The following is a 20,167-nucleotide window of genomic DNA, read 5'->3' on the forward strand; positions in this document are numbered from 1 at the left end:
GTTGACCGACTGATTCTCGAAAACCTGGAATTTCCAGTATGCCTCATGCGGTTAGTCCTCACTCGCACTGAGCGCTCTCAACTCGACCGAGAATTCGTAAGGCTTCGCCTCGAACCTGTAAGCGTCTAGAGGCTTGAAGCCCCAACTATTGTCACCGCCAACACCCATCTGAAACTTGTCTATGTTTAGAGTGATAGTGTCGGTCGCGACGAGGTCGGCTCCGTGTTTGCGCAGCTCTGGCTCGTAGCTGAGCGCTTCGTTCGGGAAGCTCAAAGCGCTTGAGTCGAACAAGGGCTTTCCGAGAGCGATCAGACCAGATTGATCATCACCGCTCAGCGACAACCATCGAACATCTGTCTTGTTTCCGGTCTCTTGTGGCCGGGAATAATCGTGGTGTTGATCCTCGACTCGCGCGCTCCATCTTCCGATCCGCGCACTCGACTTTCGATCAATGTAAGATTCGTGTGGACCTCGTCCAAACCAGTTCAGATTTGCAAATTCACTTGGCACGGTCAGTGAAATTCCAAAACGCGGAATCTCGGGCAAGTTGGTACCGATTGGGTCAAGCGCCATCGTATAATTGACTGCACCGTTCGCTGAAATCGCGTAATCCATTTTCAGAGAAACCTGTCCGGAATCTCCAAGCAGGCGAGACGTGGATACAACGACTGAATTTGCGTTGGATTCGATGATGTCCACGTTGAGTGCGCTCTTTACGTCGTAGATCGAATTCCAAAGCGCCAACTCCTCATTCAACCCGGCGCCCAGATCATTGTCGGTGGAAGCGCGCCAAAAATTCGGAACGATTGGCGCAAGAATGACCGGCGCTCCAGCTCGTTCCCAAGAAACGATTTCTCCGGTTTCCCGACTAATCGACAACACAAAGTCCGACCCTATGATTTCAATTTGGCCTTCGGCATCATTGATGGACAAGCCTTCGCCGGGAAAAGTATCTGAAGCGCGTTGCGCCCGACCGGTCAGCTCAAACTGCTCGAATGCAACTTCATGTCCTGCTGGCACAGCCATCTGGTATCCAGACTTCGCCATTGCTGAAACCGTAAGGTGATATTCTTTTGCTGGGTCGAAAGACAGCTCTGGCAACTCAAGCACCACAATTTGGGAGTCACTCGCGCTTACACTAACCTCCGGCATCTCCCCGCTTGAAAAAGGCATTCCCTCCTCTGAGACGAGCCATTCGAAATCAAGTCCCGTTAGGTCAATGAAGTCGTGGCGATTCTCTATTTCGATGCTCAGCGTTCTGGAATCGTCTGATTTTGATGCCAGAGTAAACGCAACGGGCTGTTGAACCTTTCGCGCTTCCCAAAGATGAGGATTCGGCGTTCGGTCTGGTTGGATCAGTCCATTTGCCAGGAAGTTGCCATCGGTTTTTCCTGGTCCGAACTCACCGCCATATGCCCAGTATTTCGATCCGTCATCGCGGTGTTTCAGCAAAGTCTGATCGACCCAATCCCAGATAAAGCCGCCTTGCAGTTTTGGCTCTTGGTAGAACACATCCCAATACTCTTGGAAGTTTCCAAGACTGTTCCCCATGGCGTGAGCGTATTCGATCAAGATGTAAGGCTGCTCATGGTCCGTCGCGGCATAGGTAAGCGCTTCAGCCGCGGTATCGTACATCGGAGTGTAGATGTTGAGAAAGTCATGCGGATTGTGACCGTCAATCTGACCGGTTCCTTCGTATACGATCTCCCGAGATGGATCGCGATCACGAATCCAATCTGTCATTCTTTCGAAGGTCGGACCGATCCCCGCCTCGTTCCCTAGAGACCACAGAATTATCGAAGGATGGTTCTTATCGCGCTCGACCATCCGGCGAACACGGTCGAGGTGCGCTTCCTCCCATTCCGGTTTGTAGCCAAGATGATACTCTTTCGGAAAGTACTGCATGTACTGATGGCTTTCGATGTTCGCCTCATCGACGACATACAAGCCATACTCATCAGCGAGCGCGTACCATCGTGGATCGTTTGGATAATGCGATGTTCGCACGGCATTGAAGTTGTTTTGCTTCAACAGACGAATGTCTTCAATCATGGTCTCAGTCGACACCACGCGCCCGGTGATCGGATCGTGCTCGTGTCGATTCACACCCCGAATTGCAATTGGCGCTCCGTTCACCTGGAGTTGGCCGTCTCTTATCTCGACGCGTCTGAAGCCGATTTCGGATTGGATAACTTCTAATAGCTCTCCGTCACCATCATGAAGGGTCAATCGAAGCGTATAGAGATTTGGCGTCTCAGCAGTCCACTTTCGCACCTCAGGAAAGCTCGCTGTGAACGCCGCGACTTCACTTTCGCCCGAAACAGCGATCGCACGGGTTTGTTTGAATACTTCCTCATCACCGTTCAACAAGACCGCTGTAAGCTGTAGGGCGTCAACGCTTCCTGTGCTGGACCGGACGTCTACGTCTAAGTTCAGAGAGCCTGTCGTATAGTCGTCTTCAAGCGTTGCTCGCGCAAAAAAATCGACAACATGGTTCGCGTTTCTTGCTTCGAGGAAGACAGAGCGTTCTATCCCGCTGAACGACCAGAAATCTTGGTCCTCAAGGTAAGATCCGTCCGACCACCGATAGACTTCCGCAGCAATGTCATTCGTACCCGTTCTAACAAAATCGGTCACGTCAAATCGGACAGGAAGTTTGGAGCCTTGGCTATACCCCACCTTCTGCCCGTTCACCCAAAGGTACATTGCTGAATTCGCGGTGCCAAAGGTGACAAATATGCGCCGACCTTCCCACGAGTTTGGAACGTCAAAGGTGCGTTTGTAGGATCCAACATTATTCATCTCGTGGGGGATGAACGGCTGATTGGGCTCGAACACATAGTCTATGTTCACATAATGCGGGCGTCCGTATCCGTTCAGTTCCCAATTGGACGGGACTTCTAGCAAATCCCAGTTCGAGACCTCATAGTCCTCTCGCCAGAATTCGACAGGTCGATCAGACGGGGTCTCACTCCATTTAAAATGCCAGGGTCCATCTAAGGATTGGTAGTACTCAGATTGGTCACGATCCCCGATTTCAGCGAGCGCAACGGACTCAAAGGCGGTGAAAGTCGCTGGCGTATCCGCTCGGTTTCGAGAGATGATCTCAGGGTTCTCCCAATCGACGCGCTCTTCCTCCAGCGTGGGCGCAAGTGACGACGTTGAACACGCGGAGATTGCTAAGGCCGCAGCGATTGTTGCAAATGTGAGTGATATTCGAGCACTAATCATGGCCTACCCTTCGGCTTGGAAAAATCCGGTCTGTTAAGAGCCCACGACGTTAACTGACACCGCGAATGCCGTAGCGTCTAAAAATCTTTCCAGCCTGTGAGTTATTTTCTATGTCGAGTTTAGTTGGGAGCAGTCACTGAATCACGACCCAATCCGCAAAGCCGTTGGAACCGAGACGACGACAGCACCCCAAAAAAAGCCACCCCGCAAAGTGCTTCTCGCGCCTCTTCAAGATCCCCAAACAAACATCAATCCGTTCAAAGATCGCACCGAGTTTTTGTAAGTGCAGCTATTGATCGAGGATTAGAATTTCGATCTTTCGAAATTGCGTGGGATGGCTTTCGGCTTGGATCGCGATGTGGCCCTGCTCTATGACGGCACGGTCAATAAGGCCGATCGTTGGAAACCCCGGATCGTTTAGATCAATCTGGGGATGAGAATACTGCATAGTTGGAACACCGTTTATCTTTTGCAGAATGTACTCATCACCTCTCACCTCAATCTCAACAGACACCCACGCATTACCGAAGTTGGTTCTTGATCTTGAATCGATGCAATGCTGCGTCTGCAACTCTCCCTGGATCACTATGTGGGTTCCCGGTGTGCACACATTTCCGTTGAAGCGATCTTCTTTTTCTGTGCCATTAAGGAGTTGGACTTCGATTGAGCGAGGAAATAGCTGCTCCAGTTCCATACTGGCGGGGGACTGACTATGAAGCATAATCCCGTTGTTTCTTAAGGCCCAAACTGGACCACCAGGCGTTTGCTCTCCGAGCATTCGGTATTCGAGTCTCAACAGATAGTGTGAATATGTCTGCTCTGTGAAAAGGTGCCCGAACTCGCCTTCGAACGTTTCGTACTCGTCATAGTTCACCGACAAATATCCGTTCTCAACGCGAAATGTGTTTTTGTAGTTCACACCTAGAGGATGACCCGCAAATTTGACCTGCCAGCCCGTCAAATCTTCTCCATTAAAAAGACTGACCCATGGTTGCTCGGAGACATTTGATTTTGAAGTACCCGCGCACGCTGCGACGCACGACGAAGCGGCAACAAAAAACAGAGCCTGCACAATCCGACTCGCCCGTAGTTTCGTGGAAACAGACGAGCTTCTTGTTTCATGTTGATCGGTTCGAAAATTCGAAACAAGTCTAGACACTGGCCAGTACGACCGTCTGCTTCGAGGTTGTGTCTTATCGAGCATAGGTGTCTCCTCCTCGCTAATTGTTGCAGTCAAACTTTGGAATGGAAAATTCAAGCGTTAGGTTGCAACTGCTCATGCAATGCGCACTTAAATACGGAGACCTTCCAAAACTCCAGGTATTGAAATCTGCGAGCTTAATTTGGGATACATTTTGGATACAAATTGGGCTACAAAAACCAATGCTCAGCACTCAAACAACTGTATTTAAACAGGTTTTATTTTCACAGGAAGCGCATCGCCCGCTCCAAAATTTTTCGAGACTTCGACGGCACTGCGAATTGAACCGACCAAAGTCGGCCTCATCATGAGGGCGCTTGGTTTGTGGGATTGCGCTGGGCCGATATGACACCCTAAATGGGCAACATGAACGTCACGGACGCCTCAAAACCTGATCTTCCTTGCGCCATTATCGCAGGCGGGACGTCAAGGCGGTTTGGACGCCCGAAAGCCGATGCTGTGTTGGGTGAGAAAACGCTGATACAGCACATGATCGATCGCGTGCGCTGTCAAACGTCTGGGCCGATTGCCGTCAACGCTAAGCAAGCGCCGGAATTGCCCGATGATGTGCCCGTTTTTGCAGATATCCTGACCGAAGAGCTCGGTCCGCTGGCGGGGCTGCACGCAGTCTTGTCCTGGGCGCAATCGCGAGGACAAACCTGGGTTTTAGCGACACCGGTCGATGTGCCGTTCTTTCCCGAGAACCTAGTGAACAGGCTCAACCGAAGTGGCTCGTCCGCAGTCGCGAAATATGGTGATCAATTGCATCCGATGTTCGGCATCTGGGAAATCCAGCTCCTCCCTAAGCTAGAAGAGGCGATCGATGCGGGCGTACGATCCGTGCACGAATGGGTTCAAATCTGTGACGCAGAAATCGTCGATTTCTCTGACGCGCCAGCCCACGCGTTTTTGAACATCAATACGCCCGAACACTTAGAAGACGCGAAGCGATGCCTGCGCTCCGCGCAGGCGTCATGAGCGCTGAATATCAATCCGCGTATATTTAAACGACGGCGTTCGGCTGCGCGGATCGACCGCCGTGTCCAATAGAACATTCGCCTCAGGATAATAAGCCAGCACATCCCCGCGTGGCAGGTCGAATGGATAGGGCGTCACGTCGCGCATTTCGCCGTTCTCAGACCGCAAAGTGACTGTATCGCCGTCGCCAAGTTCGAGCGCTTTTATGTCGTCAGGGTTCATCATCACACACCACCGTGTTTGGGTGCCGCGATAGGAGTCCTTTTCTTCGTATATGATCGAATTGAACTGCCCTTCACTGCGCACCGTGGACAGCGTGAAAGACCGCCCTTGTTCCCGTTCGTCGGGGAAACGGTGCGTCTTGAACTGCGCTTTGCCAGATGGCGTTCGGAAAGTCGGCGCGTGTAGGATTCGGTTTTGGATGTGAAACTCACGCTTTGCGTCATCAATATGCGCAAGGTCCGACATGCCAGGTACGATTTCAGCGATGGCTTTTCTGACTTCGCGATGACGTTTGAACGCTTGGAAGTCGATCGGTGCGTCTGGCAAAATCGCGCTCGCCAAATCCGACAGAATGAAACTCTCTGGACGCACACCGCCCAGGCGATCGATGCCGCCATCGCTCAGGCGGACAAAATTGAACATGGATTCTTGTGTGGTGGATTCCCATTCCTCATCACGCGCCGTCACCGGCAGAATGAGGGTTTCACTGTCGTCACAGTCATGGACATGGCCTTGATTGAGCGTGGTGGTCAAAAACAGTTTGAACGGGATCCGCGACAAGGCCTCGCTCGCCCACGCAGAATTTGGATTTGCCGCAAACAGGTTGCCGCCCATGATGATGGCATTGTCAATCTCGCCGCGATGCGCCGCTTCCATACAGGCCATCGTGTCCATGCCCGTCTTCTCGGGCAAAGACACGTGAAACGCCTGCTCGATTTTGGCAATCACATCGCTGGCCAATACCGGTTTGACGCCGATCGTTCCGACACCCTGAACGTTCGAGTGCCCGCGCAGAGGCAGCAGACCCGCGCCGGGTCTTGCGATCATGCCGCGCATCAAGGCAAGCGCTGCGATCGCTTCGATATTATCGACCCCGTTTAGGTGATGGGTCATGCCCATGCCCCAAGCAAACACCGCCGACTTGGAGTCCGCATAGAGAGTTGCCGCCTGCTCGATACTCGACTGCGAGACACCGCACCGCGCGACGATCTCATCCCACGAAGTGTTTCGAATATCGTTCAAATAAGCGTCGGCACCCTCGGTATGGGCCTCAATGAAGGCATCATCGTGGGCACCTTTTTCAAGGATGGCTTTGGCCAGCCCTTTGAACAGGGCCAAATCCTCGCCAATTCTTGGCTGTAGGTAGAGCGAGGCAATTTCCGTCCCGCCCGCGATCAGAGATTTGGGGCTTTTCGGCACCGCGAATTTGACCAGCCCAGGCTCTTTGGCTGGATTGATGACAATCACTTGGCCACCGCGATCGCGAATCTGCTTGAGCTGATGGATCAGGCGCGGATGATTGGAGGATGGGTTCGCGCCAATCAAGAAAATCAGATCGCATTTGGAGAGATCCGCAAGCTCGACCGTCGCGGTGCCTGTTCCGATCGTCGCGCCCAGCCCCACGCCCGTCGCTTGGTGACAGTAATAGGAGCAATTGTTGACATTGTTCGTGCCGTACAAACGCGCGAAGAGCTGGAACACGAACGCTGCTTCATTCGACGAACGGCCTGAGGAATAGAAAAAGCTTCGATCCGGATCGCCCTGTCTCAATCGAGCCGCCGCAAGCCCGAGCGCTTCGTCCCAATCGATTACTGAGAACGTGTCAGAATTTGCAGCCTTATAGATCGGCGTGTTCAAGCGTCCCAATCGCTCAGTTTCTCGCGGAGAGAGGTCGCGAAATTCCGAGATCGTGTGATTGAAAATCTCTTCCGGAATGGGCTGTTGAATATCTGTTGATTGGGCTTGAACGCTTTTATTGCAGACCGCGGGAAACTCCCCCAACTCATTGGTCATCCCGCCAAGCTGGCCACCCATGCCGAGCGCGCAGGCCTTGCACGTGTTCTTCGCAGACAGCGCTTTTGCAGAGTTCCGCAGGCCGATACGTCTGACCGTATCCAGCGTGTACAGAATTTTCTTTGCACCGCCGCCAATCTGCGCCTTGCTCATCGCAACTCCTCGATTGGCGCTCCGCCTTCCTTAGCGCAGGACAATCGTTCTTTGACCAAGCATGACCACACGTCGCGAGGCATGCCATTTCACCGCGCGGGATAGGACACGCGCTTCAATGTCTCTGCCCTGCTCTACCAGAAGCTCTGGGGTTTGAGAATGATCAACGCGTTCGACATCTTGTTCAATGATCGGGCCTTCATCCAGATCCGTGGTCACATAATGCGCGGTGGCACCGATCAGTTTCACACCGCGTTGATAGGCCTGATGATAGGGTTTTGCGCCTTTGAAGCTGGGCAAGAAGGAATGATGGATATTGATGCAGCGTCCCGACCATTTCGCGGACAATCCATCAGACAAAATCTGCATATAGCGCGCCAGCACAACCAGCTCACCGCCAACTTGCTCGACCACTCTGAGGAATTCCGCCTCGCTTTCCATCTTGGTCTGTTTAGTGATCGGAATGTGATGGAACGGAAGGCCATAGAATTCCGCCATTGGCCGCATCGTGTCATGGTTGGACACGATTGCGCGAATATCGATCGGAAGTGCCCCAATTTTCCAGCGGTGCAAAAGGTCATTCAAACAATGCCCAAATTTCGAAACCGCGATCACGGTCGGCATCTTCTCGCCAGACGACGTCACGGACCAATTCATCTTGAACCGCTCGGCCTCTTTCGTCAGATCAGATTTAAACGCCTCAATATCCAGCGGCGTTTCATCCGCAGCGCGGAATACAATTCGAGAGGAGAATTGACCTGTTTCGTGGTCGCTATGGGCGATCGCATCATCGATGAATCCGCCCTTCTGATGAATGAAAGTCGAAACGAAGGCCTGAATGCCGGGGGCATCTGGGCACGTAAATAGAAGGATCCAGGAGGGTTTCATTTTTGACTTCCATTTATCGAAACAAGACAGGCTGCATCGCTCGCAGGTTTCGCGCCACCGGCTCGCGGATCGCACCTAAAACAAAAGCGGCCAATCGCCAATGCGTTCTGTGAAGCGCAACTGGCCTCGGAGCCCCGCAATCACGAGGTCCAGCCGAACAATTACGTTCCAGAGACTTGATAACCGAGCCAAGGTTTCACCGTTTTCATCACGAGCGAGCTTTGGATACGGCTGACATGCGGCAGGGCTGCGATCACTTTTCGATAGGTCGACTCATAATCGCGGGTGTCGTTCGCCGCGACTTTTATCAAATAATCCGCATTGCCAGTCATCAAATGGCATTCAAGCACTTCGGGGCGGCGTTTCGCGGCCTTCTCAAATGTCGCGAGCGCCGCTTCGGTTTGGCTATCGAGTGAGACTTCGACGAAAAAGATCATGCTAAAGCCCAGCTTGTCGCCACTTAATCGAGCGCCATAGCCATCAATGTATCCATTCTCTTCCAATAAAGTGATCCGCCGCGCACAGGCTGAAAGAGACATGCCAACTTGCTCAGCAATTTCTGCGATGGGACGACGACAATTTGATTGCAGCGCCGCGAGTATTTTTCGGTCTATTTGATCCATGTTGAGAATAAATAGCTCCCGATACAGATTTTGTCGAATTATTTCCGACTTTATATCTCAGTTTCGGGAATTCTGAGAAAAAATCCGGCGCCAAATCGGTTAAACCGTGCGCAACCATGAGAGGAGTTTGCCATGCTGATCGGTGTCCCAAAAGAGATTAAAAACCACGAATATCGTGTCGGCCTCACGCCCGAGAGCGTGGCCGAACTCGTCAATGATGGTAATCAAGTCCTCGTCGAAACCAATGCTGGTATGGGCATTGGGGCCAATGACGAGACCTATCGCGCGCATGGCGCAGAAATCGTGACCACGGCCAAAGAGGTGTTCGACCGCGCCGACATGATCATCAAAGTCAAAGAACCTCAAGCGGTCGAACGGTCCATGTTACGCCCCGGGCAAATTCTCTACACCTATCTGCACCTGGCGCCCGACCCAGACCAAACCAAAGACCTGATCAAATCGGGCGCGGTCTGCATTGCCTACGAAACCGTCACGAGCGAAGATGGCGATCTGCCATTGCTTAAGCCCATGAGCCAAGTCGCAGGCCGTCTGGCCATCCAAGTCGGCGCAGCAGCCCTGCAAAAGAACGCTGGTGGACGCGGCGTCCTGCTGGGCGGCGTCCCAGGTGTGGCGCCCGCCAAAGTCCTGGTCATTGGCGGCGGAGACGTTGGGTTCAATGCCGCGCAAATGGCCGTTGGCATGCAAGCCGACGTCACCATTCTAGAGCGCGACAATCGCGTGATGGAGCGCCTCTCCGCACATTTCGGGGCGAGCGCCAAAGTCATCCGCTCGACACCTGCGCTTTTAGATGAACTGCTCAAAACCACGGACATGGTCGTGGGCGCCGTCCTGATCCCAGGTGCAGCGGCGCCGAAACTCATCACACGCCCAATGTTGAAGACCATGCAAAAAGGCGCCGTCCTCGTCGACGTTGCGATCGATCAAGGCGGCTGCTTTGAAACATCGCGCGCGACCACGCATGACGATCCAACCTATGAGGTCGATGAGATCATCCATTATTGCGTAGCGAACATGCCGGGCGCCGTCGCCCGTACATCCACCTATGCACTGAACGCCGCAACGCTTGTCCATGCCAAACGCATCGCCCGCTTCGGTTGGAAAGAGGCCCTGTCTCGAGACCCACATCTCTTGAACGGTCTGAATGTGTGTGAAGGACACCTCACCTATAAAGCCGTCGGCGAAGCGCTCGGTATCGAGACGCGAGCACCAAGTGAGTTGATCTCTTAGAGATCGGGTTGGGATTTGCGAGGGAAAGCTTTGCGCAGAGGCTAGCCTTCTGTACCCAACTGATCAGTGCCCGATCGCCTCAATCCATCGCCAGCAAGCTCGCATTCCCGCCCGCAGCGGTCGTGTTGATTGTCACTGTTCGTTCGTTGAGGAAACGCTCCACCGGATCGCTCCCGGAAAGGATGGGTAGGATCGGGCCTGGCCGGCGGCAATTCAATGCCGATACTTCCGCGCGGGCGCTGCCATCTGCAACCACGCCATCGATTTCCAAATCTACGCAGGCAAGTCCGGTTTCGTAATCGACCGTTTGAACGAGGCCAGGCGGCAGTTTTGCCCAAGGCTCCGCTGGAACAGTGGCTGAAAGCCGTTTATCCGCCAATAGTACCGATGCCCCTGACGCGAGCGCGCGCGCCACTTGCTGCCTGGTTTGCTCAATAGTGTCGCCGCCAAAGCACAGGATCACGTCGCGCGGGCGCAGATGAAGCGTGTTGTCTTCTCCGGTCGGTCCGGGCAGCGTGGTCACCTCTTTATAGGCAAGCTCTTCGGCATTCAGATTGGGGAACATTTGCTGGAGCAATTCCATTCTTTGCGAAAGCGAAAATTGATCTTGCCAGATGAGAGCAGCCTGTTTCGCAATGCTGGTGATTTCGCGAGTGGGAGCCGTCTCAGCAACGCCGTTCTGCGTGCGAGGATACGGCGTCGCCGAGGGTTGGATCTCGCACTTCGATTTCGTCAATCCAAACAGATAATGCGGACCGCCCGCTTTGGGTCCTGTTCCTGACAGCCCTTCACCGCCAAAGGGCTGCACACCGACAACGGCGCCAATTTGGTTGCGATTGACGTAGAGGTTTCCGACATGCGCGCGCTTCGCAACCGCGTCTACACGATTATCCAATCGTGTATGTAGCCCAAGTGTCAAACCATAACCGAGCCCATTGATCTCCTCGATCAGCTCATCTAGCTGGTCGGCTTCGAACCGAACCAGATGCAAGACGGGGCCGAACACTTCGCGTTCAACATCGCGCACGCGGTCGACTTCGATCAAACAAGGTCCGACAAAATGACCGTGGGCACAATTCGAGCCGGGTTGAAGATCGACAGTCACTTTATATCGGAGCCGCGCTTCGGCTTTGTAATCTTCAATCATATGTTTCGCTGAAGCGTCGATCACGGGGCCTATGTCTGTCGAGAGCTTGCTGGGATCCCCAATTTCCAACGTGTGCATGGCGCCGGTCAGCATCTCGACAAAGGCATCCGCCACGTCCGACTGAACGCAGATGATGCGGCAGGCTGAGCATCTCTGGCCAGCACTTTGGAAGGCGGCGGTCACGACATCTTCCACCGCCTGTTCAAGCAGCGCAGTTGAATCCACGATCATCGCATTGATACCGCCCGTTTCAGCAATGAAAGGGGTATCACCGCGTTTGGTATCGGCTAGATTTCCAGCGATCAGCTTTGCCGTTCGCGTTGAGCCGGTGAAACAAATACCGTTAATATCAGGATGGCGGACCAGCTCGGATCCCAAGGCGGCACCATCGCCCAATAAGAGCTGCAGCGCGCGTCTGGGCACGCCCGCACGATAGAGCAGCTCAGTCGCTTTAGCAGCGATGATTGGCGTTTGCTCCGCAGGCTTAGCGATGACGGTATTACCTACGCTCAACGCAGCAACAACCTGGCCAAGATAAATTGCCAGCGGGAAGTTCCATGGCGAGATACACGCCACGACGCCGAGCGCCTCGCGGTCCGCGATGCGGCTTTGGCGCGCCTGCGCGGCATAATAGCGACAAAAATCAACGGCTTCCTGAACTTCGGCGACAGCGTCCGGCAGCGTTTTACCGGCCTCTCGCACGCAAAGTTCGAGATAGGTTGGCATCTCTTGCTCGAGCAAATCGGCTGCGCGGTTTAAGATGCCGGCCCGGTCAGCGGCCCGCATTGTTGGCCAATCGGACGCTAGAGCGGTTTTTACCGCGCTGCTCACGTCATCCGGCTGGACACATGCGACCGTGCCAACGCGTTGCCGACCATCCTGCGGGCTATGCTTGGTTTCTATTAATCTGCCTGCCTGTTCGACACCAACGAAGCTCGAGACCTCATAGGTTTCCGGCGAGCTGACCCGCCGCTCGAATTCGGCCTCGGTCTCAGATTGCGTTAGGTCTAAACCGCGCGCCGCAAGGCGGCCCGGTTCAACGATATCGACGGGTGTTGGGATTTTGGGATGACGTGTCCCGCCTGTTGTCTCGACGAGTGTCATCGGGTCACGCGTGACCTCATGCGCTGGGATGTCTTCGGCCATCATTTGGTTGATGAAGGAGCCATTGGCGCCGTTTTCGAGCAATCTTCGAACCAAATACGGGAGCAGGTCTTTATGGCTTCCAACTGGCGCATAGATCCGGGTTTGGACGCCATATTGTTGAAACAGCTTCTCATGCAGCGCGGCGCCCATGCCATGCAGCCGCTGAAATTCGACGGCGCGATCCTTGTTCGCCATCTGTGCAATCGCGACCGCTGTGTGGGCATTGTGCGTCGCGAATTGCGGGAGAATACGCTCTGAGCCCGTCAGCAGCTTTCGCGCACAGGCCAGGTAGCTGACATCCGTATTCTCTTTGCGCGTGAAGACCGGATAGTCCGAGAGCCCGAGCTCTTGAGCGCGTTTGATTTCTGAATCCCAATACGCCCCTTTAACCAGTCGCACGGAGATCTTGCGGCGGGTATTCTCTGCGAGAGTCTCTAGATGATCCAAAACCGGGATGGCCCGCTTTTGATACGCCTGAACCACCATGCCCAATCCTGGCCAGTCTTTGAGCGAAGGCTCATTGAGGAGGCGTGTGAATATCTCCAGCGATAGTTCCAATCGATCGGCTTCTTCGGCGTCGATGTTCAACCAAAGCCCGGCATCCGCCGCAATTCTCGCGATCTCGACCACGCGCTCAACCAGAATCGGAACGCAGGTTTCGCGTTTGGCGTATTCATAGCGCGGGTGGAGAGCGGAGAGTTTTACTGAGAGCCCGCTCTTCTGAAGCGCTGTTCGTGTTGGGTTTTCGCGCTTGGCCAAAAATTTTATCGCACCGAGATAAGCCTCGAAATAGCGCTGCGCATCGGCATGAGTGTATGCGGCCTCCCCCAACATGTCGTAGGAATGGGCAACGCCATTCTGTTCGTCTTGTCGGCCATTTGCCACGGCTTCTTCGATGTCTCGTCCGAGAACGAAATGCCTCCCCATGAGCGCCATGGCCTGGGTCATCGCGCGATCCATGACCCGGTCGCCGAGCTTGGCGAGCAGATTTGAACCCGCGGTTCCTCCCGTTGCCGCGATCCAAGCCGACGTGAACCTTAACCCAGTCGTGGCTTGGTTGACCAAGAAGGAATCGCTCTGCCCTGCATGCGCGCGCCAATCAGCTTCGCTAATCTTGTCGCGAATGAGGGCGCGGGAGGTTGCGAAATCAGGCGTTCGAATAAGCGCCTCAGACAGCCGCATCAGCACCACGCCTTCCTCGGTGGATAGGCCATATTCCTGAAGCAAATCGTCAAACACACTTTTCGCACTGCCCGATCGACGGATTTCGGCCACTAAGGCAGCAGCTTCGTGCTCGATGTCTGTGCGGGTGCGCGCATCGAGCTCAATCAGACCCAACAGCTCACGCATGAGATCTGGCTCAGACTTAAGATAATAGGCCGACAATTTTGAATATTCGCAGGCGGTCGAAGGGTCTCGCGCAAGTCGCATGGTCAGGCTCGCATCAATTAAGCAATTTCGTCGCTAAGAATGCCCGACTTTGCGCAGCTTTGAGACTGTATTTCACCAATTATTCAGACCATAATATCTTTTTCTATGATCATTCTGAACATATGGACTAGTTTATGCGAAAAATAGAGACCTTGGATGAATTCGACAAAAAGATATTGAGCGAGCTGCAACTCGAGGGTCGGCTTGCATTTTCGGAACTCGCGGACCGCGTCGGGTTGAGCAAAACGCCCTGCTTGAACCGAGTTAAACGACTCGAGCGCAGCGGTGTGATCCGGCGCTACCGAGCGGACCTTGATCCCGCCCAGATCGAGAAAGCGCATATTGTGTATGTGCAGGTTAGCCTATCCAACACAAAACGGGCATCGCTTGATGCCTTCAACAAGGCCGTGAAGGCGATACCAGAAATCATGTCGTGCCACATGATGGCGGGCGGATACGATTATCTGCTCAAGGTCCGCACAAAGGACATGTCGGCCTACCGCCAATTCTTGGGAGACACGATATCCATGCTGCCGGGCGTCGACAAAACTTCGAGCTTTCCGGTGATGGAACAAGTCAAGGAATCCAGCGTTTACGTGCTTTGAGTGCCCTAGCCTTTCAGCGCAGCCCGCACGGCCTCAAGCGCCGCTTCTGCGTTCGCACCATCAGGACCCCCAGCTTGCGCCATGTCTGGACGTCCGCCGCCGCCTTTGCCGCCAACCTCGGCAGATGCGACACGTACTAGATCCACCGCAGAATGCGTTCCAACTAGATCTTCGGTAACACCAACCGCGACCGCGGCCTTGCCTTCATTCACACCGATAAACACCGCGATACCTGACTTCATTTGCGCCTTGGCTTCATCGATCAGCGCTCGCAAATCCTTACCGCCAACGCCTTCCGCGACACGCGCGATCAGGTTCACACCATTGATCTCTTCCGGCCCTGACGGTGCGCCGCTCTCACCCGCCATGGCAAGCGCGCGCTTGGTATCAGCCAATTGGCGCTCCAAAGGTTTGCGCTCTTCGCTCAGGCTTGAGACTTTCTTGGCGACGTCTTTGAGCGGCACTTTGAGCTGATCGGATAAATCGAGCGCGACCTGGGCTCGGCTGCGCAGGAACGCTATCGCTTCGGCGCCTGTTGCCACTTCAATCCGGCGCACACCAGCTGAAACGCCGCTTTCGGACAGGATGACGAATGTGCCGATATCGCCTGTGCGCTCGACATGCGTGCCGCCACACAGCTCCACCGAGTAGGCTTTGTCGGCCTGTTTCAGGTCCGCGCCCATGCTGAGGACACGGACTTCGTCGCCATACTTTTCGCCAAACAAAGCCAGAGCCCCGGCCTCGATCGCTTTGTCAGGCGAGGTCACAGCGACGCCCACTGAATTGTTTTGCCGGATCACAGCGTTAACTTGGTCTTCAATCGCTTCGATTTCGGCAGGCGTGACCGGCGCGCCATGCGAGAAGTCGAACCGCATCCGCTCTTCTTCAACCAGCGAGCCTTTTTGCGTGACATGCTCTCCGAGGATGTCGCGCAAGGCGGCATGCATCAGATGCGTCGCAGAATGGTTTGCCATGATCCGTGTACGGCGCTCGCCATTGACCGATGCGCTGACCGTGTCGCCCACAGCCAGTTCACCCTCAACCATTTCGCCGATATGAACGTGAAGATCCCCTGCCCGCTTTTGCACATCGCGAACGATGAAGCGCGCAGACTTAGTTGCAATCACGCCATGATCGCCCGCCTGGCCACCGCTTTCGGCATAGAAAGGGGTTCGGTCGAGCACGATTTCAGCTTGATCGCCTGACTTTAGCTTTTCGACTGGAGCGCCATCGGCAACCATCGCCTTCAGCGCGCCGTCGGCTTCGAGATCTGAATAGCCTAGAAACTCTGTGGCGCCGACCGCATCGCGTACTCGGAACCAAACTTCGCCAGAGGCGGCATCGCCAGACGCGAACCCGGCAGCTTTTGAGCCTTCTTTTTGGCGCGCCATGGCACTATCGAATCCGGCTTCGTCAACGCTCATGCCGCGGCCACGCAAAATGTCTTGCGTGAGATCAAGCGGGAACCCGTAAGTGTCATAGAGCTTGAAGGCGGTTTCGCCGGGCAAAGTATCACCCTCAACGAGGTCTGTGCTGGCCTCATCGAGCAGCGCCAGCCCGCGTCCCAGCGTGCGCTGAAAGCGGCTTTCTTCTTGTTCGAGCGCGCTCTCAATCGCCGCTTGTGCGCGACCAAGTTCAGGATAAGCGGCACCCATCTCCGTGATCAGTGCAGGCACAAGCTTATGCATGCCCGGCTCGCGCGCGCCGAGGATGTGGGCATGGCGCATGGCGCGGCGCATGATCCGCCGCAGGACATAGCCGCGACCTTCATTTGACGGGGTCACTCCATCCGCGACCAGGAAAGCAGACGTCCGCAAGTGGTCTGCGATGACTCGGAATGAGCCGAGCTCATCCCCTTTCGCCTTTTGCTTATAAACCTCTTCTTCAGCCGCGATCAGATTTTGAAAAAGATCAATCTCGTAATTATTGTGCACGCCCTGCAGAACCGCCGCGATGCGCTCAAGTCCCATACCCGTATCAATCGAGGGCTTGGGAAGATTAGTGCGCTTGCCGCCCGATTGTTGATCGAACTGCATGAAGACCAAATTCCAAATCTCGATGAAACGGTCGCCGTCTTCCTCAGGGGTTCCGGGTGGTCCGCCCCAAATGTCGGGCCCGTGATCAAAGAAGATTTCGGAACAAGGCCCACATGGACCGGTGTCCCCCATCGACCAGAAATTGTCTGACGTTGCGATCCGAATGATGCGGTCATCACTCAGGCCCGCAACCTTTTTCCAAATCGCAGCGGCTTCATCATCTTCGGCAAAGACCGTGACGAGCAGCTTGTCTTTTGGCAGGCCGAGCTCTTTGGTGACCAGCTCCCAGCCGAACGCGATCGCATCGTCTTTGAAATAATCGCCAAACGAGAAGTTGCCGAGCATCTCAAAGAAGGTGTGGTGCCGGGCCGTATAGCCGACATTGTCGAGATCATTGTGTTTGCCGCCAGCGCGAACGCATTTTTGCGAAGTCGCGGCGCGCGGGGCAAATGGCGTTTCCGCGCCGGTAAAGATGTTCTTGAACGGAACCATGCCGGCATTGACGAAGAGCAAAGTCGGATCATTCTCTGGCACCAAAGGCGCAGACGGCTTGCGGAGATGTCCCTTACTTTCAAAGTAGGACAGAAATGCTTCGCGTAGATCGTTGACACTCGTCATAGAACTTCCTTTTGCCCATGCGTCCCATCAAGAACGCCCTAGCGCATGGATATATGTCTATGCCCGCGAATTATCTACTGGTTTTTGACGGTGAAGAGAGAAAAACGCAGACCAATAAAAATTCAAATATTTCAATATTTTCAGACCATTAAAGCCAATACCCGCAAAGAAAAAGCCCGCGACCGAAATCGCGGGCTCATTCCTTATTCGTCTTCGCTTTGCTTTTCCGGGTCATACTTCGCGAACCAACCCATGATATTGTCGGTCTTGGCAATCAAGCGAGACGGTCGCCCAGCAATGTAGTGCGGGGAGCCTGGAACGCGGATCAAAGCGGTGTCGACGCCGTTCAGTTTGAGGGCGGTATAGAATTGCTCCGCTTCCCAAGTTGGCGTCCGCCAGTCTTCTTCTCCGACCATGACCAAGGTTGGGGTCACGACATTCTCGATCAGCATGATTGGCGAAAGGTCCAAGAACGCATCCGGGTTTTCCCATGGGTCTTGGCGTATCCAATGGCGCCGGACGAATTGCGCGATATCTGCCGACAGAGCCATGGTCATCCAGTTGATAACAGGCTTCACAGAGGCCGCTGCCGCGAACCGGTCTGTTTTGCCGACAATCCAAGCGGTAAGGATACCGCCGCCTGAACCGCCCGTGACAAATAGGCGATCTTCGCTGACATAATTGCGCTCGATCAGCGCATCGACGACGCTCATCAAGTCCTCATAATCATAGCCAGGATAAGCCAGATCAATCGCCATGGCGAAGTCGGCGCCATAGCCAGTTGAACCGCGCGGGTTCACATAGACGGTGACATAGCCCTCTGCCGCAAAGCGTTGAATCTCGCTGGCAAAGTAAGGGCCATACATCGCAAACGGTCCGCCATGAATTTCCATAATCATTGGCGCCGTGCCATCAGCTTCAAACCCAGGCGGTAACGCGACCCAAGCTTCAATCTCCCAACCATCATGCCGAGACGGGACTTTGATCTCCTCAATCCTTGCCATGTCGAGATGGTCTAGCAGGTCAGAATTGAGGTCTGTCAGGACCCGGTCATTGATGCGGGATCCCATCACCGCGATTTCAGCCGGGCGGTCTGGTGAGCCTGCTGTGTAGGCGATCACTGGGCGTCGCGTGTCTGAGATGGAGAAAGATCCGCCAGCATACGGGCGCCCAATCGAGGTGCCGCCGACATTGGTGGCGAGCGTCTCAACCTCGCCTTCCATCGAAACAGAAACAACATCCAGCACGCCCGCATTCTCGATCTGGGCGATAAGGCTGCGTCCATTCGGATGCCATGTGACGGTGCCGAAGGAGCGGTCGAAGTCCGCTGCCAGCTCAACCTGTTCCGAGCCATCAGCATTCATCACATAAAGGTCTGCCTGCTGATACGATTTTAGCAGATCATCATAACCAAGATAGGCGATTTGGGAGCCATCCGGCGACACAGACGGGCTGAAATCAGGGCCATCTCGAGTCGTCAGCGCGGTGCTGGAAAGGTCACTTAGGCTGACCGCATAAATCTCGCTTTCAATTGGATCGAGGTCGCGATCTTCGGCGTCATTGCCGACCACGAGAAGCGTGTCATTTCCAAGCCAAGTCGGGCTACCAAAATCAGCTTCGCCGGATGTGATCTGGCGCGGCGTTCCGCCATCGACCGGCAATGTGTAGACATGCGTCGCGCCCTCTTTGAGATATCCAGCCCCGTCAAAGCGGAACTGCAAATCATCAAACACGCGAACCGGTTCTGACCAAGTTGCGCCTTCTGGAGCTGCAGGCGGCGTTGCAAAGCTCGGCGTCTTTCCGGGCGTGAACATGGTGAACGCAATCGTACTGCCATCGGGCGACCAAGCGGCATTGCCCGGCCCAGCGCTAAACTGGCCCAAGGACACCGATCGATCAGAGTCAAAATAGTAGAGCCGCAGGTCAGGCTTGCCGTCGGTTGCGGTTGTGTAGACCAGCTTGCTGCCATCAGGCGACCAGCGTGGCGCACCGGAAGAAGCGCCACCCGTGATCAGCGGACGATGCGCACCGGATTTGACATCAATCGTCCAGATATCGCCGCGATCACGATCGCTAAGCTTGTCCATCGAGCGGCGGACATAGACAATCGTCTCACCGTCCGGCGATATTTGCGGGTCCGAGGCGTATTCAATATCGAAGACGCGCTCTGCGGTGAATTTGCGGCTCGTATCTTCGGCCCCATCGTCTGCTAGGGCGGGCATGATCGCCATGCCGCCAACCATCAAACCGAATATGGTTCGTTTTAAATACATTTGGTGCTCCCGTGCGCTCTATTCCCTAACCTTCAGGCCTAGTTAGTTTGCGCGCGCCAAGCAACGCCTTTCCCTTGCCACAAATTTTTGATTAGACTTGAGGTATGAGCTTGATGACCCATCCGGGTGCGGGTTGGTCGATCCGTCATTGGCGGCGGGAAGACTATCCACGCATTGAACTGATCTTCAAAGACTGTTTGAAGGCCTTCCCCTGGCGTGGGCCGGAACGCGATGAAATCATTCGCTTGCGGCAATCCTTGTCGGCGAATGTTGCCTTTGTCGCGGTTGAGAAACATGCTGGCGTCATCGGGTTTTTGACGCTTGAGCAAGGCAAAGCCTATGTCCCACATGTTTTCGTCGACAAAGATTGGCGCTTTTGCGGGGTCGGCAGCGGCCTCTTAAAAGTTGCACGCGGCTTTGTTGGGCGACCGTTGCAACTCGATGTCGATATTCAGAATACAGCAGCGATAGAAGCTTATACGGTGCTCGGCTGGCGAGAACGCGCAAAAGTCGGGCGCGGCCGGAATGAACGAGTCCGATTGATCGGGCCGTAGTAAATGCGTGCACCTCGAC

At 54.6% G+C, this 20,167-nt stretch carries 12 protein-coding genes; 4 read left to right on the top strand and 8 right to left on the bottom strand.

Annotation, left to right across the window (positions count from 1 at the left end):
- Window positions 1-51 precede the first annotated feature (51 nt).
- Window positions 52-3,231 (bottom strand): beta-galactosidase, LacZ type, encoded by a 3,180-nt coding sequence (lacZ, locus tag MY069_RS05390; protein ID WP_482796044.1) that lies wholly within the window; start codon window positions 3,229-3,231, stop codon window positions 52-54.
- 289 nt (window positions 3,232-3,520) lie between these two features.
- Complete coding sequence (locus MY069_RS05395) at window positions 3,521-4,303, bottom strand: 3-keto-disaccharide hydrolase (RefSeq protein ID WP_482796045.1); 783 nt, start codon at window positions 4,301-4,303, stop codon at window positions 3,521-3,523.
- 486 nt (window positions 4,304-4,789) lie between these two features.
- Between MY069_RS05395 and mobA the strand changes: the two genes are divergently transcribed.
- On the top strand, window positions 4,790-5,410 hold the full coding sequence (gene mobA, locus MY069_RS05400) for a molybdenum cofactor guanylyltransferase (RefSeq protein ID WP_482796046.1): 621 nt from the start codon (window positions 4,790-4,792) through the stop codon (window positions 5,408-5,410).
- Here mobA and MY069_RS05405 read toward each other — a convergent pair.
- The 3 genes from MY069_RS05405 to MY069_RS05415 all read right to left on the bottom strand — a co-directional run bounded on the left by MY069_RS05405 (window position 5,405) and on the right by MY069_RS05415 (window position 9,090).
- Entirely contained in the window at window positions 5,405-7,579 is a 2,175-nt protein-coding gene (locus tag MY069_RS05405; protein WP_482796047.1) for an FdhF/YdeP family oxidoreductase, read from the bottom strand. The two genes, mobA and MY069_RS05405, sit on opposite strands and share 6 nt — an antisense overlap.
- A gap of 30 nt (window positions 7,580-7,609) precedes the next feature.
- A complete protein-coding gene (purU, locus tag MY069_RS05410) occupies window positions 7,610-8,467 on the bottom strand; it encodes a formyltetrahydrofolate deformylase (RefSeq protein ID WP_482796048.1) in 858 nt (285 codons plus the stop codon).
- Window positions 8,468-8,628: 161 nt separating this feature from the next.
- On the bottom strand, window positions 8,629-9,090 hold the full coding sequence (locus tag MY069_RS05415; RefSeq protein WP_482796049.1) for an Lrp/AsnC family transcriptional regulator: 462 nt from the start codon (window positions 9,088-9,090) through the stop codon (window positions 8,629-8,631).
- Between the two features lie 132 nt (window positions 9,091-9,222).
- Here MY069_RS05415 and ald point away from each other — a divergent pair, with 132 nt between their 5' ends.
- Window positions 9,223-10,338 (top strand): alanine dehydrogenase, encoded by a 1,116-nt coding sequence (gene ald, locus MY069_RS05420; RefSeq protein WP_482796050.1) that lies wholly within the window; start codon window positions 9,223-9,225, stop codon window positions 10,336-10,338.
- Window positions 10,339-10,417: 79 nt separating this feature from the next.
- Here the strand turns inward: ald and putA are convergent, their stop codons facing one another.
- Entirely contained in the window at window positions 10,418-14,062 is a 3,645-nt protein-coding gene (gene putA, locus MY069_RS05425; RefSeq protein ID WP_482796051.1) for a bifunctional proline dehydrogenase/L-glutamate gamma-semialdehyde dehydrogenase PutA, read from the bottom strand.
- A 134-nt stretch (window positions 14,063-14,196) separates the two neighbouring features.
- Between putA and MY069_RS05430 the strand changes: the two genes are divergently transcribed.
- On the top strand, window positions 14,197-14,667 hold the full coding sequence (locus MY069_RS05430) for an Lrp/AsnC family transcriptional regulator (protein WP_482796052.1): 471 nt from the start codon (window positions 14,197-14,199) through the stop codon (window positions 14,665-14,667).
- 5 nt (window positions 14,668-14,672) lie between these two features.
- Here MY069_RS05430 and alaS read toward each other — a convergent pair whose 3' ends face one another.
- Complete coding sequence (gene alaS, locus MY069_RS05435; RefSeq protein ID WP_482796053.1) at window positions 14,673-17,321, bottom strand: alanine--tRNA ligase; 2,649 nt, start codon at window positions 17,319-17,321, stop codon at window positions 14,673-14,675.
- Window positions 17,322-17,524: 203 nt separating this feature from the next.
- Window positions 17,525-19,594 (bottom strand): S9 family peptidase, encoded by a 2,070-nt coding sequence (locus tag MY069_RS05440; protein ID WP_482796054.1) that lies wholly within the window; start codon window positions 19,592-19,594, stop codon window positions 17,525-17,527.
- 104 nt (window positions 19,595-19,698) lie between these two features.
- Here MY069_RS05440 and MY069_RS05445 point away from each other — a divergent pair, with 104 nt between their 5' ends.
- Entirely contained in the window at window positions 19,699-20,148 is a 450-nt protein-coding gene (locus MY069_RS05445; protein WP_482796055.1) for a GNAT family N-acetyltransferase, read from the top strand.
- Window positions 20,149-20,167 lie beyond the last annotated feature (19 nt).

The sequence above is a fragment of the Hyphomonas sp. ske169 genome, assembly GCF_056850855.1.

Bases quoted from the DNA above. Each gene is read 5' to 3' on its own strand.
- MY069_RS05445 (WP_482796055.1), top strand. From the start codon at position 19,699: ATGAGCTTGATGACCCATCCGGGTGCGGGTTGGTCGATCCGTCATTGG.
- MY069_RS05415 (WP_482796049.1), bottom strand. From the start codon at position 9,090: ATGGATCAAATAGACCGAAAAATACTCGCGGCGCTGCAATCAAATTGT.
- mobA (WP_482796046.1), top strand. From the start codon at position 4,790: ATGGGCAACATGAACGTCACGGACGCCTCAAAACCTGATCTTCCTTGC.
- MY069_RS05440 (WP_482796054.1), bottom strand. From the start codon at position 19,594: ATGTATTTAAAACGAACCATATTCGGTTTGATGGTTGGCGGCATGGCG.
- alaS (WP_482796053.1), bottom strand. From the start codon at position 17,321: ATGACGAGTGTCAACGATCTACGCGAAGCATTTCTGTCCTACTTTGAA.
- MY069_RS05430 (WP_482796052.1), top strand. From the start codon at position 14,197: ATGCGAAAAATAGAGACCTTGGATGAATTCGACAAAAAGATATTGAGC.
- MY069_RS05405 (WP_482796047.1), bottom strand. From the start codon at position 7,579: ATGAGCAAGGCGCAGATTGGCGGCGGTGCAAAGAAAATTCTGTACACG.
- purU (WP_482796048.1), bottom strand. From the start codon at position 8,467: ATGAAACCCTCCTGGATCCTTCTATTTACGTGCCCAGATGCCCCCGGC.
- putA (WP_482796051.1), bottom strand. From the start codon at position 14,062: ATGCGACTTGCGCGAGACCCTTCGACCGCCTGCGAATATTCAAAATTG.
- lacZ (WP_482796044.1), bottom strand. From the start codon at position 3,231: ATGATTAGTGCTCGAATATCACTCACATTTGCAACAATCGCTGCGGCC.
- ald (WP_482796050.1), top strand. From the start codon at position 9,223: ATGCTGATCGGTGTCCCAAAAGAGATTAAAAACCACGAATATCGTGTC.